The organism is Kribbella sp. NBC_00359, assembly GCF_036097425.1.
GTDB lineage: Bacteria > Actinomycetota > Actinomycetes > Propionibacteriales > Kribbellaceae > Kribbella.
On the sequence record NZ_CP107975.1, the window covers coordinates 4,259,251 to 4,273,532 of the forward strand.

Annotated in this window: 11 protein-coding genes; 6 read left to right on the forward strand and 5 right to left on the reverse strand. The window is 68.3% G+C overall.

What is annotated here, in order from left to right:
* Positions 1-202: 202 nt before the first annotated feature.
* Both OG876_RS20905 and OG876_RS20910 read right to left on the reverse strand, forming a co-directional pair.
* Positions 203-1,006 carry an endonuclease/exonuclease/phosphatase family protein gene (locus OG876_RS20905; RefSeq protein WP_328526574.1) on the reverse strand — a complete coding sequence of 268 codons (804 nt, stop codon included), beginning with the start codon at positions 1,004-1,006 and terminating at the stop codon, positions 203-205.
* Positions 1,007-1,052: 46 nt separating this feature from the next.
* The gene (locus OG876_RS20910; RefSeq protein ID WP_328526575.1) at positions 1,053-1,697 is read right to left on the reverse strand and encodes a hypothetical protein; all 645 of its coding nucleotides are present in this window, start codon (positions 1,695-1,697) and stop codon (positions 1,053-1,055) included.
* A 165-nt stretch (positions 1,698-1,862) separates the two neighbouring features.
* On the opposite strand from OG876_RS20910, the gene OG876_RS20915 reads away from it, so the two are divergent.
* The 5 genes from OG876_RS20915 (at position 1,863) to OG876_RS20935 (ending at position 8,606) form a co-directional block, all read left to right on the forward strand.
* Positions 1,863-2,831: a LuxR C-terminal-related transcriptional regulator gene (locus OG876_RS20915; RefSeq protein WP_328526576.1), complete on the forward strand. Its 969-nt coding sequence runs from the start codon at positions 1,863-1,865 to the stop codon at positions 2,829-2,831.
* 105 nt (positions 2,832-2,936) lie between these two features.
* A complete protein-coding gene (locus OG876_RS20920) occupies positions 2,937-3,353 on the forward strand; it encodes a Fur family transcriptional regulator (RefSeq protein ID WP_442914187.1) in 417 nt (138 codons plus the stop codon).
* 36 nt (positions 3,354-3,389) lie between these two features.
* Positions 3,390-5,621, forward strand: a complete 2,232-nt coding sequence (katG, locus tag OG876_RS20925) for a catalase/peroxidase HPI (RefSeq protein ID WP_328526578.1) — start codon at positions 3,390-3,392, stop codon at positions 5,619-5,621.
* 128 nt (positions 5,622-5,749) lie between these two features.
* Positions 5,750-7,186, forward strand: a complete 1,437-nt coding sequence (locus OG876_RS20930) for a GuaB1 family IMP dehydrogenase-related protein (RefSeq protein ID WP_328526579.1) — start codon at positions 5,750-5,752, stop codon at positions 7,184-7,186.
* Positions 7,187-7,622: 436 nt separating this feature from the next.
* The gene (locus OG876_RS20935) at positions 7,623-8,606 is read left to right on the forward strand and encodes a helix-turn-helix transcriptional regulator (protein ID WP_328526580.1); all 984 of its coding nucleotides are present in this window, start codon (positions 7,623-7,625) and stop codon (positions 8,604-8,606) included.
* Positions 8,607-8,695: 89 nt separating this feature from the next.
* Here OG876_RS20935 and proS read toward each other — a convergent pair whose 3' ends face one another.
* Positions 8,696-10,108, reverse strand: coding sequence for a proline--tRNA ligase (gene proS, locus OG876_RS20940; RefSeq protein WP_328526581.1), 1,413 nt, complete (start codon positions 10,106-10,108; stop codon positions 8,696-8,698).
* Between the two features lie 157 nt (positions 10,109-10,265).
* Between proS and OG876_RS20945 the strand changes: the two genes are divergently transcribed.
* Positions 10,266-11,279, forward strand: a complete 1,014-nt coding sequence (locus OG876_RS20945) for a metallophosphoesterase (RefSeq protein WP_328526582.1) — start codon at positions 10,266-10,268, stop codon at positions 11,277-11,279.
* 57 nt (positions 11,280-11,336) lie between these two features.
* Here the strand turns inward: OG876_RS20945 and OG876_RS20950 are convergent, their stop codons facing one another.
* Together OG876_RS20950 and OG876_RS20955 are read right to left on the reverse strand one after the other, a co-directional pair.
* Positions 11,337-13,553 (reverse strand): NADP-dependent isocitrate dehydrogenase, encoded by a 2,217-nt coding sequence (locus tag OG876_RS20950; protein WP_328526583.1) that lies wholly within the window; start codon positions 13,551-13,553, stop codon positions 11,337-11,339.
* A 51-nt stretch (positions 13,554-13,604) separates the two neighbouring features.
* Positions 13,605-14,279: a pentapeptide repeat-containing protein gene (locus OG876_RS20955; protein WP_328526584.1), complete on the reverse strand. Its 675-nt coding sequence runs from the start codon at positions 14,277-14,279 to the stop codon at positions 13,605-13,607.
* Positions 14,280-14,282 lie beyond the last annotated feature (3 nt).

The window sequence follows — 14,282 nt, forward strand, 5'->3', positions numbered from 1 at the left end:
TCGCCGCCGGCGGGGGCTTCGCCACCCGCACCCCCTGGCGCCGTCGCTTCGCTCGGCGGCTGTGGTTGCTCGCCGCGGGTGGGTGCGCCGTCGCTTCGCTCGGCGGCTGTGGTTGCTCGCCGCGGGTGGGTGCGCCGTCGCTTCGCTCGGCGGCTGTGGTTGCTCGCCGCGTCGTGGTGCCTTCGCTTCGCTCGGCGGGTGGCTAGGTGGTTGGGTTGGGGAGTTGGAGGCGGGCTAGGAGGCCGATGTGGTCTGACAGGTAGGTGGGGCCGCTGGGGAGGGGGCGCTTGTTGGTGAGTAGGAGGGCGGTGTCGTCGACGTCGATCGACTCGGTGATGAGGATGAAGTCGATGCAGTGCGGTTCGCTGCCGGGTGGGAGGTACTCGGCGTGGAAGGTGGGTGGGCACTTGCCGTTGAACGCGTCGCGCAGGCCGGATCGTCGCCGGAGTTCGCGGTGCAGTGTGCTCGCCTGGGCGACGTTGAAGTCTCCGCACACCACCGTCGGTGAAGTGTCGGCCGCGACTGCCTGCGCGAGCGCAGTGAACTGGTCGCGCTGCAACTGACGGAATCGATTGTGTTCCGACCAGTCGCCGTCGGTGTTGGCCGTCGGGTGGATGTTGAGTACGCGGACTCGGCTGTCGGCCAGCCGAGCGGTGAGTACTCCGCTGTGGAAGGAGCTGACGCGGGCTCGAGCGGGTATGCCTGAGTGGCGCGACGACCGCGGAAGGCGTGCGTACGCCGTCCCGGCCAAGCGCAGCCGCGACAGCGTGACCAGGCCGCCGGCGGGGCCGGCCACCGACGGCCGATAGGCCACATGCGGGAAGGACGGCATCCCTTTCCGGAGGTGTGCCAGGTGGCGGTAGACGAACACCTCCTGCAGGCAGACCACGTCGATGTCGCCGGCGTCGAACTCGGCCGCGATCGCGGGGAATCGCTCGGCTATGCGGGTTCCCTTCAGAGGGAGCCCGCGGGTGTTGAGGGTGGCGACGATCAGCCGCGTAGTCATGGCCCGGCAGATCGTACCCCTGGTAGGCCGGGGTGGTCCGCGTCGGCTAGTGCCAACTGTTGGTGGGGATCAGGGCTTCGAAGTTCTGGGCGAGGATTTTTCTGTTGTTGCCTATGTCGGCGGCCAGGCATCCGTCGTTCAGGGTGAAGGCGAGGACCGGGTACCACTCTTTGTTGTTGGTTCTCAGGACGTAGTCCGGTTGGGGTGCGGGTGGTGCCGAGACGGGGCGGCCCCATTGGGAGCTGGACAGGAGGGCCGCTGTTACGGCTGCGCGGGCCTCGTATTGAGCTGCGGAGGCTGTTGCGCGGGCGTTGACGTCTGCGCGCACCATGATGGCGATGGCTAGTGCGACCGCCGAGGCCAGCAACGAGGCTGACACGGTGAAGGCGGCCCGCTGGACGATGTTCGCGGTGCCTTGTGCGCTGTCGGTGCCAACGCCGAAGCCCATCAGGCCGGTCAGGATCGCGCTGCCGCCACCGATGGCGGCCACGATCGCGGGCCAGACCTTTCCCAGACTGGTCGCGCCGGCGGTGATCACCTGCAGGCTGGCCGGAGTGCTGAGCAGCGTGGCCGACTCGCCCTTCTTCTCCAGCAATCGCAGGTCGACGAGGAATTGTTGTACCGGGACGCTCAGGTCGTCGCCGTCCGCGTTGACGGCCTTGCCGGGCCACTGCACTTTCTCGTTGGACATCTGTTCCCCCCATGGTCACTTTCGGTGATGGTGACAGTCTGTAGCCACGGCGTCCAGAGCAGGGGAGAGGTCGGATCAGATCGTTACGTTGAGCGATGAGGCCGAGAGGGTGGCGCCGACCGAAAGCGGGCATAGTCATGGACGGGGCGCAAAGGGGGGCGTGGGGTGGCAGTTCGGGTGGATGCCGGCACGGCGTTGGTTCTACGGGAGGCGTACCACAAGATCCAGGCGTTGCCGCGGGGGAACCACTACGCGCTCTACGACTACGTGCGTGGGGTCGCGGCGAAGGTGGCGCCGGTCGACACCTTCTTCGTCGGGTTTCTGCAGGGTGCTGATCGGGTTCGGTATCCGTATGGATATGAGGACGGCAAGTACGACGATCCGGCCAGCCACATCTTCGGGCCGAGCGGACCGACCGCGTGGCTGCTGCGGAAGCGCCAGACCTATCGATTCGCGTATGACAACGGCGCAACGCTGAACGCGGGCATTCCCTGCGGCGATGTGACCAGGCAGTCGCAGGACGGGGTGCTGGTGCCGATGTTCCGTCGTACCAAGGACGGGCACGACCATCTGTTCGGGATGATGGCGGCGTACAGCTATCAGCCTGAGGTGTACGACGACAACGCGGTGCGCGCGCTCGAATGGCTGGCCGGTGCGCTCGCGATGGTGCTGACCAGAGAGGCGGAGGATCGCGACGCGTTGCGGGTCTTGCCGGCCGGCGACGATACGCCGAACCTGCTGACCTCCGATCACGTGATGGAGTACCTGTCCAACCGGATCGCCGTACTGCGAGGTCTCGCGGAGCGGGCGCTGGACGAGCCGGCGGCCGGAGACGAACCGCTGAACAGATACCTCAAGGGCATCATCCGGACCGCGGAGCAGACGCAGTCGGAACTGATCGAGATGATGCTCGAGGTCGACGAGGGGCCGGAACGGCGGTTCCTGTCCCTGACCGACGCGCAGCAGCGGGTGGCGCTGCTCCTGGTGCAGGGCCTCGACAACGAGGCCCTCGCGGCGGAGCTGGGGGTGCGGCTACCGACGGTGAAGTCGCACCTCGGCGTGATCCTGCGCAAGTACGGCATGGAGAGCCGGGTCCAGGTCGCCCACGACGTACGCCGCTACCTGGCCCGATAGGTGCCTGAGGCAAGGATCTGTGCCGGGGATGTCTCAATGTGAGAATCGCCGCAGCTAATCTTGACTGATTCCAGAAAACCCGACAGACTGCGACACGTGCCGACGGTGGATGAGCTCCAGGAGCTGTTGCGTGGGGCCGCACTCCGGGTGACCCGGCCGCGGGTGGCGGTGCTGACCGCGGTGTACGCGCATCCGCATGCGGACACGGACTCGATTATCGGTGCCGTGCGCAACGAATTGCCGGAGGTCTCGCACCAGGCCGTGTACGACTCGCTGCACACGTTGTCGGCGGCGGGCCTGGTCCGGCGGATCCAGCCGTTGGGGTCGGTGGCCCGGTACGAATCGCGGGTCGGAGACAACCATCATCACGCCGTCTGCCGGTCGTGCGGTGCCATCGCCGATGTCGACTGTGCGGTCGGGCACGCGCCCTGCCTGACCGCGTCCGAGGACCACGGTTTCGTCATCGACGAGGCCGAGGTCATCTACTGGGGCCTGTGCTTCGACTGCGCACGCCGTACCTGACTTCCTTTGAAAACGTCCAGTCCTGGAAGGAATCCGATGTCCGAGATCCATGAGCCACTGCCCGGTGAAGGTAGCGAGGAGAGCCGCGGCGAAGAGACCGCGCAGGCCTCGGGCGGCTGCCCGGTCGCGCACGGTCAGGGCACCCACCCGACCAGCGGCAACGCGAACCGCGGCTGGTGGCCGAACCAGCTGAACCTGAAGATCCTGGCCAAGAACCCGGCCGTGGCGAACCCGCTGGGCGAGGAGTTCGACTACGCCGCGGCGTTCAAGACCCTCGACCTGCCCGCCGTGAAGGCGGACATCGCCGAGGTGCTGACCACGTCGCAGGACTGGTGGCCGGCCGACTTCGGGCACTACGGCCCGTTCATGATCCGGATGGCCTGGCACAGCGCCGGCACCTACCGGATCAGCGACGGCCGCGGTGGCGCCGGCGCCGGTCAGCAGCGGTTCGCGCCGCTGAACAGCTGGCCCGACAACGCGAACCTGGACAAGGCTCGCCGGCTGCTCTGGCCGGTGAAGAAGAAGTACGGCCAGAAGCTCTCGTGGGCCGACCTGCTGATCCTGACCGGCAACGTCGCGCTGGAGACCATGGGCTTCAAGACCTTCGGGTACGCCGGTGGCCGTCCGGACGTGTGGGAGCCGGAGGACGACGTCTACTGGGGCCCGGAGACCACCTGGTTGGGCGATGAGCGCTACAGCGGTGACCGCGACCTGGAGAAGCCGCTCGGCGCGGTCCAGATGGGCCTCATCTACGTGAACCCGGAAGGCCCGAACGGCAACCCGGACCCGATCGCCTCGGCCCGCGACATCCGCGAGACCTTCGGCCGGATGGCGATGAACGACGAGGAGACCGTCGCGCTGATCGCCGGCGGCCACACGTTCGGCAAGACGCACGGTGCGGCCGACCCGGAGAAGTACGTCGGTGCCGAGCCCGAAGGCGCGCCGATCGACCACCAGGGCCTGGGCTGGCGGAACACCTACAACACCGGCAAGGGCCCGGACACCATCACCAGCGGCCTCGAGGTCACCTGGACCCGGACGCCGGCGCAGTGGGGCAACGACTTCTTCGAGATCCTGTTCGGTCACGAGTGGGAGCTGAGCAAGAGCCCGGCCGGCGCCAACCAGTGGGTCGCCAAGGACGCCGCGGAGGTCATCCCCGACGCGTACGACGCGGCGAAGAAGCACAAGCCGACCATGTTGACCACGGACCTGGCGCTGCGCTTCGACCCGATCTACGAGCCGATCTCGCGCCGGTTCAAGGACAACCCGGACGAGTTCGCGGACGCGTTCGCACGGGCCTGGTTCAAGCTGACCCACCGCGACATGGGCCCGATCGTGCGCTACCTCGGCCCGGAGGTCCCGACCGAGACGCTGATCTGGCAGGACCCGGTCCCGGCGGTGGACCACGAGCTGATCGGCGCCGACGACGTCAACGCGCTGAAGGCGCAGATCGCGGCGTCGGGCCTGTCGGTGTCGCAGCTGGTCTCGACGGCGTGGGCGTCGGCGTCGAGCTTCCGCGGCAGTGACAAGCGCGGTGGCGCGAACGGCGCGCGCATCCGGCTCCAGCCGCAGAGCGGCTGGGAGGTCAACAACCCGGACCAGCTGGCGCAGGTGCTGCGGACGCTCGAGGGGATCCAGCAGTCGTTCGGGAAGCCGGTCTCACTGGCGGACCTGATCGTGCTCGCCGGTGGTGTGGGTGTCGAGGTCGCGGCGAAGAACGCCGGCCACGATGTCGTCGTACCGTTCACGCCTGGTCGTACGGACGCGTCGCTCGAGCAGACCGATGTCGACTCGTTCGCCGCGCTCGAGCCGTCCGCGGACGGGTTCCGTAACTACTACGGCAAGGGCAACCGGCTCCCGGCCGAGTACCTGCTGCTCGACAAGGCGAACCTGCTCACCCTGAGTGCGCCGGAGCTGACCGTCCTCGTCGGCGGTCTGCGCGTCCTCGGCGCGAACTACGACGGCTCGAAGCTCGGTGTCCTCACCGAGAACCCGGGCACGCTCACCAACGACTTCTTCGCGAACCTGCTCGACCTGGGCACGGAGTGGAAGTCGACGGACGACAGCCAGGAGTTCTTCGAGGCCCGCGACGCGAGTGGCGCGGTCAAGTGGACCGGCACCCGGGCCGACCTGGTCTTCGGCTCGAACTCCGAACTGCGCGCCGTCGCCGAGGTCTACGCCTCCGACGACGCCAAGGAGAAGTTCGTCCAGGACTTCGTCGCCGCCTGGACCAAGGTGATGCAGCTGGACCGCTTCGACATCGCCTGATCATCAACCGATCGAAGACCGGCCCCCACCACTGGTGGGGGCCGGTCTTTTGCCGACTGAGTTCCTTGTGAGTGCCGAGGGCGCGTGTCAGGCTGGCGTGGTTCTGATCGGGCGGAAGGGGTCGTGCCATGCGGTTTCATCATGATCGGGAGCCTGCGGGGGATCTGACCTTCAGTGACGTGTTCCTGGTGCCGAATCGGTCCGGGGTCGTCTCGCGGCTTGACGTGGATCTGTCGACGAGTGACGGGAGTGGTACGTCGATCCCCATCGTCGCGGCGAACATGACAGCGGTCTCGGGGCGGCGGATGGCGGAGACGATCGCCCGGTGTGGTGGGCTGGCGGTGATCCCGCAGGACATCCCGGTGGACGTGGTCGCCGAGGTGGTTGCCTGGATCAAAGAGCGCGACCCGGTGCACGACACTCCGCTCGTGCTGCCGCCGACCGGGACGGTCGGCGAGGCGCTGAACCTGTTGCCCAAGCGCGGTCACGGCGCGGTGATCGTGGTCGACCAGGGCCGGCCGGTCGGGGTGGTGACCGAGGCGGACTGCTCCGGCGTCGACCGGTTCACCCAGCTGGACGGGATCATGTCGCGCGAGCTGCTGACCGTGCCGGCCGGGATCGACGCCGAGACGGCCTTCGACCAGCTGCACGACGGGCGGCACCGGCTCGCGCCCGTGGTGGACGCCGACGGCACCATCGTCGGCATCCTCACCCGGCAGCGCGCACTCCGGGCCACCCTCTACGAGCCCGCCCTCGATGCGAACGGCAAGCTCCGGGTCGCCGCCGCGATCGGGATCAACGGCGACGCCGAACAGAAGGCGAAGGCGCTGCTCGACGTCGGCATCGACGTGCTGGTGATCGACACCGCGCACGGCCACCAGGAGCGGATGCTCGAGGTCCTCGGGCTCGTCCGCGGTCTTGAGCCCCAGGTCCCGATCGTCGCCGGCAACGTGGTCACCGCCGAAGGTGTCAGCGACCTCGTCGCGGCCGGCGCGGACATCGTCAAGGTCGGCGTCGGTCCGGGCGCGATGTGTACGACGCGGATGCAGACCGCGGTCGGTCGTCCGCAGTTCTCCGCCGTACTGGAGTGCGCGACGCGGGCCAGTGAGCTCGGCAAGCACGTCTGGGCGGACGGCGGCGTGCGGCATCCGCGGGATGTCGCGCTGGCGCTCGCCGCGGGCGCGTCCAGCGTGATGATCGGGTCGTGGTTCGCGGGGACGTACGAATCGCCGGGTGATCCGCATCGGGACAGTGACGGGCGGATCTACAAGGAGAGCTTCGGGATGGCATCGGCGCGGGCGGTGCGGTCGCGGACGGCAGACGACACGCCGTTCCAGCGGGCCCGGAAGGGCTTCTTCGGCGAGGGGATCTCGACCGCGCGGATGTATCTCGACCCCGAGCGCCCGAGTGTCGAGGACGTGCTGGACTCGATCGTCTCCGGGATCCGCAGTTCCTGCACATACGTCGGCGCCGCCAACCTGGCCGAGTTCCACGCACGCGCTGTAGTCGGCCTGCAGACCGCCGCCGGCTACGCCGAGGGCAAGCCGCTGGACACGAGTTGGTGACCACAGGGCCTACTTGACAACGAATTCCGTCGTTTGATGCTTGCGTAAACGACGACATCCGTTCTCATCCCCGGGGTGAGATTGAGGACAGAACAATCTCATACGGCGGGCGATAGGCATGCTCCGGAATCGGTGGCACGGTGTAGTCACGGGGTGGAGGGAAGGGACGCCAAGAGGATCTGTCGGGGGGTCGCCGATCTCGCAGGGGGAGTGGGATCGACCGACGCGGGGGCGACAGTTCAGGCGTCCAGAACTGGTCGCGGGTGGTGGTTGTGGAGTTCGACCGAGGCTTGGGAGGGCGACTCGGGAACTCGGACCCACCACCCGCGACTGCACTTGCCTGTCCGAATAGCACGCTGGTGGTGGCAATCTGCGCGGCCCGGCGGCATAGTCGAGGGATCGATGAGCTGCTTGGGGTTCGTGGGGAGCCGGCGTTGTGGAGGGAGACAAGGCTGTCCCGCTGAGGGTGGACGCGGAAACCGCGATCATCCTGCGGGAGGCGTACCACAAGATCGAGGCGCTGTTCCGCGCTGACCACTACGGTCTGTACGACTATGTACGGGTAGTGGCCGGCAAGGTCGCCCGTGTCGACGCGTTCTTCGTCGGCTTCCTGCAGGGCAGCAGCCGGGTGCGCTACCCCTACGCGTACGACGACGGCCGGTACGTCGACCCGGACACGCACATCTTCGGCCCGAACGGGCAGACGTCCTGGCTGCTCAAGCGTCGGCAGACGTATCGCTTCGCCTACGACGGCGGCCTCGCGCTGCACGCCGGAATCCCGCTCGGTGATGCGGTCCGGCGCTCGGAGGACGCGGTGACCGTGCCGATCTTCCGGCCGGTGAAGGACGGGCCGGACCAGCTGTTCGGCATGTTGTCGATGCAGAGCTATGCGCCGGAGAGCTACGACGACAACTCGGTCCGGGCGTTCGAGTGGTTGTGCAGCCTGGTCGAGCGGGTGCTGACCCGCGAAGGCGAGGATCGGGAGGCGCTACGCCGGCTGCCCGCCGGCGACATCGGGCCGAACCTGCTGACGTCGGACCACGTGATGGAGTACCTGTCCCACCGGGTCGCGTCGATCCGCGAGATCGTCGCGGAAGCGATGGACGAGCCGGACGTGAGCGCGTCCGTGGAGAGTCACCTGGCCCGGATCGTCGACGCGACCGAGCACATCCAGTCCGAGCTGATCGAGATGCTGATGGACACCGACGAGGGTCCGGAGCGCCGGTTCGCGAGCCTGACCAAGGCTCAGCAGGGCGTCGCGGTCCTGCTCGTCGACGGCCTCGACAACGACCAGCTCGCGGCCGAGCTCGGAGTCAGCCTGAACACGGTCAAGACCCACCTCAGCGCGATCCTGCGCAAGTACGGCATGCCCAACCGCGCGCAGGTCGCCGACGACGTCCGCAGGTACCTGGCCCGCTGAGTTCTCCGCAGATGTGGCTCGGCCTCCAGCCTGAAGCTGGAGGCCGAGCCGGCAACTAATAGGAGCCGGCAACTAGTAGGAGCGGGCGACTAGTAGGAGCGGGCGACGAAGGCGGTCAGGCCGCGCTCGTTGTCCTCGATCGGGAGGCTGCCGTCGGGGCGTTGGAGGCAGCGGACGGTGATGCCGGATGCGGCCAGGCGGTCCTCGCCCTCTTCGCCGACGACGTCGTACGGCAGGCTGGCCCAGCCGGACGCGGCCGCCTCCACGGCTTCGTCTACGGTGTCAACCGCCGTGGTCCGCGCCGTCTGCCGCTTCGTGGCTTCCTCGAGCAGATGCGTCTGGTCCGCGTCGATCGCAGCGACCACAGTCGACGTGAGGTCAGCCAGGCCTACGGTCTCCTTGCCGGAGTCGCGCAGCCGGCGGACCACAGTCGCAACGTTGCCGGCGAGGTCACGCGGCCCGAGCTCGATCCGGACCGGGACGCCCTTCAGTTCCCAGTTCACCGCCCGCCGGCCGAACGGCTGGTCGGTCCGGTCGTCCAGACTGACTCGCAGCCCGGCGGCCCCAAGGTCGGCAGCGATCTGCCGCGCGGCCTCGACGGTCTCGTCCCTGACCGCGAGCACCACCACCTGCGTGGGCGCGACCCTCGGCGGGACCCGGAGGCCGGCGTCGTCGCCGTGCACCATGATCAGGCCGCCGACCATGCGGGTCGTGCTGCCCCAGGAGGTGGTCCAGGCGAGCTCGCGCTGGCCGTCGGTGGACAAGTAGCCGATGTCGAACGCTCGCGCGAAGTTCTGCCCGAGCTCGTGCGACGTCCCCATCTGCAGGGCCTTGCCGTCACCGGTCATCGCTTCCAGGGTCATCGTGTTGATCGCGCCGGCGAACCGCTCCCGCCGGGTCTTCCGGCCGGTCACGACCGGGATCGCCAGCACGTCCACCATCACCGCGCGATAGACGTCGTGCAGAATCCTGGTCGCGTAGGCGCGGGCGTCTTCCGCGGTTGCGTGGGCGGTGTGGCCCTCCTGCCAGAGGAACTCCGTCGTCCGCAGGAACAGCCGCGGTCGGAGCTCCCACCGGACTACGTTGGCCCACTGGTTCAGCAGCAGCGGCAGGTCGCGGTAGCTCTGGATCCACTTCGCCATGTACTCACCGACGACCGTCTCCGACGTCGGGCGGACCACGACGGGCTCTTCGAGTTCCTTGCCACCGGCGTGCGTGACGACGGCCAGCTCGGGACTGAATCCCTCGACATGCTCGGCCTCCCGTTGCAGGTAGCTCTCCGGGATCAACAGCGGGAAGTACGCGTTCGCCGCGCCCGCCGCCTTGATCCGCCGGTCCATGTCGGCCTGCAGCAGTTCCCAGATCGCGTACCCATACGGTCGGATGACCATGGTCCCCCGCACCGGCCCGTTGTCGGCGAGCTCGGCTTTGGCAATCACGTCCTGGAACCATCGGGGAAAGTCCGCCGCCGGTGAGGCGAGTACGGATCGGGTCGTTGCCATGCCGGTCAGTGTAGGAACGCGACCGACTCCGCTGCCACGCAATTCCCGGCGGGAGCCTCAGCGGATTCTCAGGCCGGGATGTTCACGCGGGAGTGAGCCGGAGTTCACCACCGGACCGAAAGGTTGGCCTGTATCCCTCTCGGAAGTGGAGAAAGCTGTGAGAGTTCGTCGTGCGCCTGTGGTGTCGGTCTGCTTGGCCCTGGTCGGGCTGGCGGTCGGGATCCCGTCCGCTGCCGCGGATCGTGGGCCGGACAAGTATTCGTTCGCCGTGATCGGTGACATCCCCTACGGTCCGGCCCAGATCGCCGGGTTCCCGAAGGTGGTCGACGAGATCAACGCGGACAAGCAGGTGAAGCTGGTCACCCATCTCGGTGACATCAAGGACGGCTCGTCGGTGTGCAGCGACGAGTACTTCGCGCAGGTGAAGACGCAGTTCGACCGCTTCGCAGACCCGCTCGTCTACACCATCGGGGACAACGAGTGGACCGACTGCCACCGGGCCAACAACGGTGGGTACAACCCGCTGGAGCGACTGGCGAAGATCCGGTCGATGTTCTTCCCGCAGCCCGGCCGGACACTCGGCGAGCACCCGGCCAAGGTCAGCAGCCAGGCTGACCAGGCCATCCCCGAGGATGTTCGGTTCACTCGGGCCGATGTCGCGTTCGCGGCCCTGCACATCGTCGGCAGCAACAACAGCATGGCGCCGTGGACCGGAAAGACCGGGCCCACGCCGGAGCAGTCGGCCGAGGTGCTCGCGCGTACGGCCGCGGTGATCGAGAGCATCCGTGACACCTTCGCGCAGGCCCGCGAGCAGCACAACCGGGCCGTCGTACTGCTGACGCAGGCCGACATGTTCGATCCGACCGTGGCGGCGCCGGCGTTCGCCGACTACTTCGCGTTCCAGCCGATCGTTCAGGCCATCGCTCGTGAGTCCGCGTCCTTCCATGGCCCGGTCTACCTCTTCAACGGCGACAGCCACGTCTACAACAGCGACAAGCCCCTCGCGGCCGGGTCGAAGTGGGTCAGCCTGTACGGCGTGACCACCCCGGTCAGCAACCTCTCCCGCATCACGGTCGACGGCTCCACCGGCGTCAACAACTATCTCCGCGTCACCATCGACCCCCGCAACCCCGCCACGCTGACCTGGACCCGGGTCCCCTTCACCTCCTGAACACGCAAAAGCGCCCGGCGACCCGTGAGGGCCACCGGGCGCTTCGGCGGGCCTGGGTCAGATCGATGCGAGCGCGTCGTTCCAGGTTTTGGACGGGCGCATGATCGCGGCGGCCTTGGCCGGGTCGGGCTGGTAGTAGCCACCGAGGTCGACCGGGCTGCCCTGGACGGCGAGCAGCTCGTCGACGATGGTCTGCTCGTTCGCCGCGAGGGTCTCGGCGAGCGGGGCGAAGGCCTTCGCGAGTTCGGCGTCGTCGGCCTGCTTGGCCAGCTCCTGGGCCCAGTACAGCGACAGGTAGAAGTGGCTGCCCCGGTTGTCGATCCCGCCGACACGGCGGGTCGGCGACTTGTCCTCGTTGAGGAACGTCGCGGTCGCCCGGTCGAGCGTGTCGGCGAGGACCTGGGCGCGCGCGTTGCCGGTCGCCTGGGCCAGGTGCTCGAAGCTCGCGGCCAGCGCGAAGAACTCGCCCAGGCTGTCCCAGCGCAGGTAGTTCTCCTTGACCAGCTGCTGCACGTGCTTCGGCGCCGAGCCGCCCGCGCCGGTCTCGAACAGACCGCCGCCGGCCATCAGCGGGACGACCGACAGCATCTTGGCGCTGGTGCCGAGCTCGAGGATCGGGAACAGGTCGGTCAGGTAGTCACGCAGGACGTTGCCGGTCACCGAGATGGTGTTCTCACCGCGGCGGATCCGCTCCAGCGACAGCTTGATCGCGTCCACCGGCGCGAGGATCCGGAGGTCCAGACCCTCGGTGTCGTGCTCCTGCAGGTACTTCTTGACCTTCGCGATGATCTGAGCGTCGTGCGCCCGGGTCTCGTCCAGCCAGAACACCGCCGGGTCACCGGTCGCCCGGGCCCGGGTGACGGCCAGCTTCACCCAGTCGCGGATCGGGTCGTCCTTGGTCTGGCAGGCACGGAAGATGTCACCGGGCTCGACGGCCTGCTCCAGTACGACGTTGCCCGCCGTGTCGACCAGGCGCACCGTGCCGGCGACCGGGATCTCGAAGGTCTTGTCGTGTGAGCCGTACTCCTCGGCCTTCTGTGCCATCAGGCCGACGTTCGGCACCGAGCCCATGGTGGCCGGGTCGAAGGCACCGTGCGCACGGCAGTCGTCCAGGACGACCTGGTAGATCCCCGCGTAGCTGCTGTCCGGCAGCACCGCGAGGGTGTCGTGCTCGGCGCCGTCGGGTCCCCACATGTGGCCCGACGTACGGATCATGGCCGGCATCGACGCGTCGACGATGATGTCGGACGGGACGTGCAGGTTGGTGATGCCCTTGTCCGAGTCGACCATCGCCAGCGCCGGTCCGTCGGCCAGCTCGGCGTCGAACGACGCCTTGATCGCGTCGCCCTCCGGGAGCGCGGACAGGCCGTTCAGGATCGCGCCCAGTCCGTCGTTCGGGGACAGGCCCGCCTTCGCGAGGGTCTCGCCGTACTGCTCGAAGGTCTTCGGGAAGAAGGCGCGCACCATGTGGCCGAACACGATCGGGTCCGAGACCTTCATCATGGTGGCCTTCAGGTGCACCGAGAACAGCACGTCCTCGGCCTTCGCGCGGGCGATCTGAGCGGTCAGGAACTCGCGCAGCGCGGCGACGTGCATGACGGAGGCGTCGACGACCTCACCGGCCAGCACCGGGACCGACTCGCGCAGCACGGTGGTGGTGCCGTCCGCGGCGGCCAGCTCGATCCGCAGCGAACCGGCGGACTCGATCACCGCCGACGTCTCGGTCGTGCGGAAGTCGTTCTGGCCCATGGTGGCGACGTTGGTCTTCGAGTCGGCCGACCAGGCGCCCATCCGGTGTGGGTGGGTCTTCGCGTAGTTCTTCACCGAGGCGGGGGCGCGGCGGTCCGAGTTGCCCTCGCGCAGCACCGGGTTCACCGCAGAGCCCTTGACCTTGTCGTAGCGGGACTGGATCGCCCGCTCCTCGTCGGTCTTCGGCTCGTCCGGGTAGTCCGGCAGCGCGTAGCCCTGGGCCTGCAGCTCCGCGACCGCGGCCTTCAGCTGCGGGATCGAGGCCGAGACGTTCGGCAGCTTGATGATGTTCGCCTCGGGCGTCTTGGCCAGCTCGCCGAGCTCGGTCAGCGCGTCCGCGGTCCGCTGGTCCTCGGTCAGGTAGTCCGGGAAGAGCGCGATGATCCGGCCGGCCAGTGAGATGTCCCGGGTCTCCACCCCGACACCGGCCTGACCGGCGTACGCCTGGATCACGGGGAGGAACGAGTACGTGGCCAGCGCCGGAGCCTCGTCGGTGTGGGTGTAGATGATCGTCGAGTCAGTCACAGCCCCACCCTAATGGGCGTTCCGGCCGCCCCCGCCGCCACGTGGGCAGGCTCACGCTCCGTCGAGCTCGTCCGGGTGGACCAGGGTGATTCCGGCGGCCGTGGTGACCGCGCTGGCGAAGGTCAGGGTGTCGATCGGGGAGGAGGCGGCGACGGTCGCGCCGATCAGGGAGGTGAGGCCGCGGGCGGTGTCCCAGGTGCAGTCGACGAAGACGGCGCCGGCCGCCTTGACCTGGGAGAACTCCGCGCCGGTGAAGTCGCAGCCGCGGAAGACCGTGCCGGACAGGTCGGCGGAGACGAAGTCCGCGTTCTGCAGCCGGCAGTCGGCGAACTCCACCTTGAGGAACTTGGCGAACCGGAACGAGCCGAAGTCGAGCACGCTGTCCCGGATCGTGGTGTGCTGCAGGCTCATCCCCGGACCGGCGAACCCGGTCAGCCGGGACGACGTGATCGCCACCCGCGTCACGGCCGCGTCGGCCCAGCGGGCGTTCGCGATGTCGCATTGGGTCAGCTCGGTGTCGACCAGGATCAGCTTGTCGAGATCCGATCCCGCCAGCTTGCAGCGGGTCAGCCGGCAGCCGCTCAGCTCGAGGTGCTCGACCTCCAGATCGCTGAGATCAACGTCCTCCAGGGAGACGTCGAGCAACCGCGTCTCGTCGTCGATGTCGTCCCGATCCGGCGACGCGGGATCGAGGTGAGCCCTGAGCCGTGGTGCTGCGATCTTCATGCG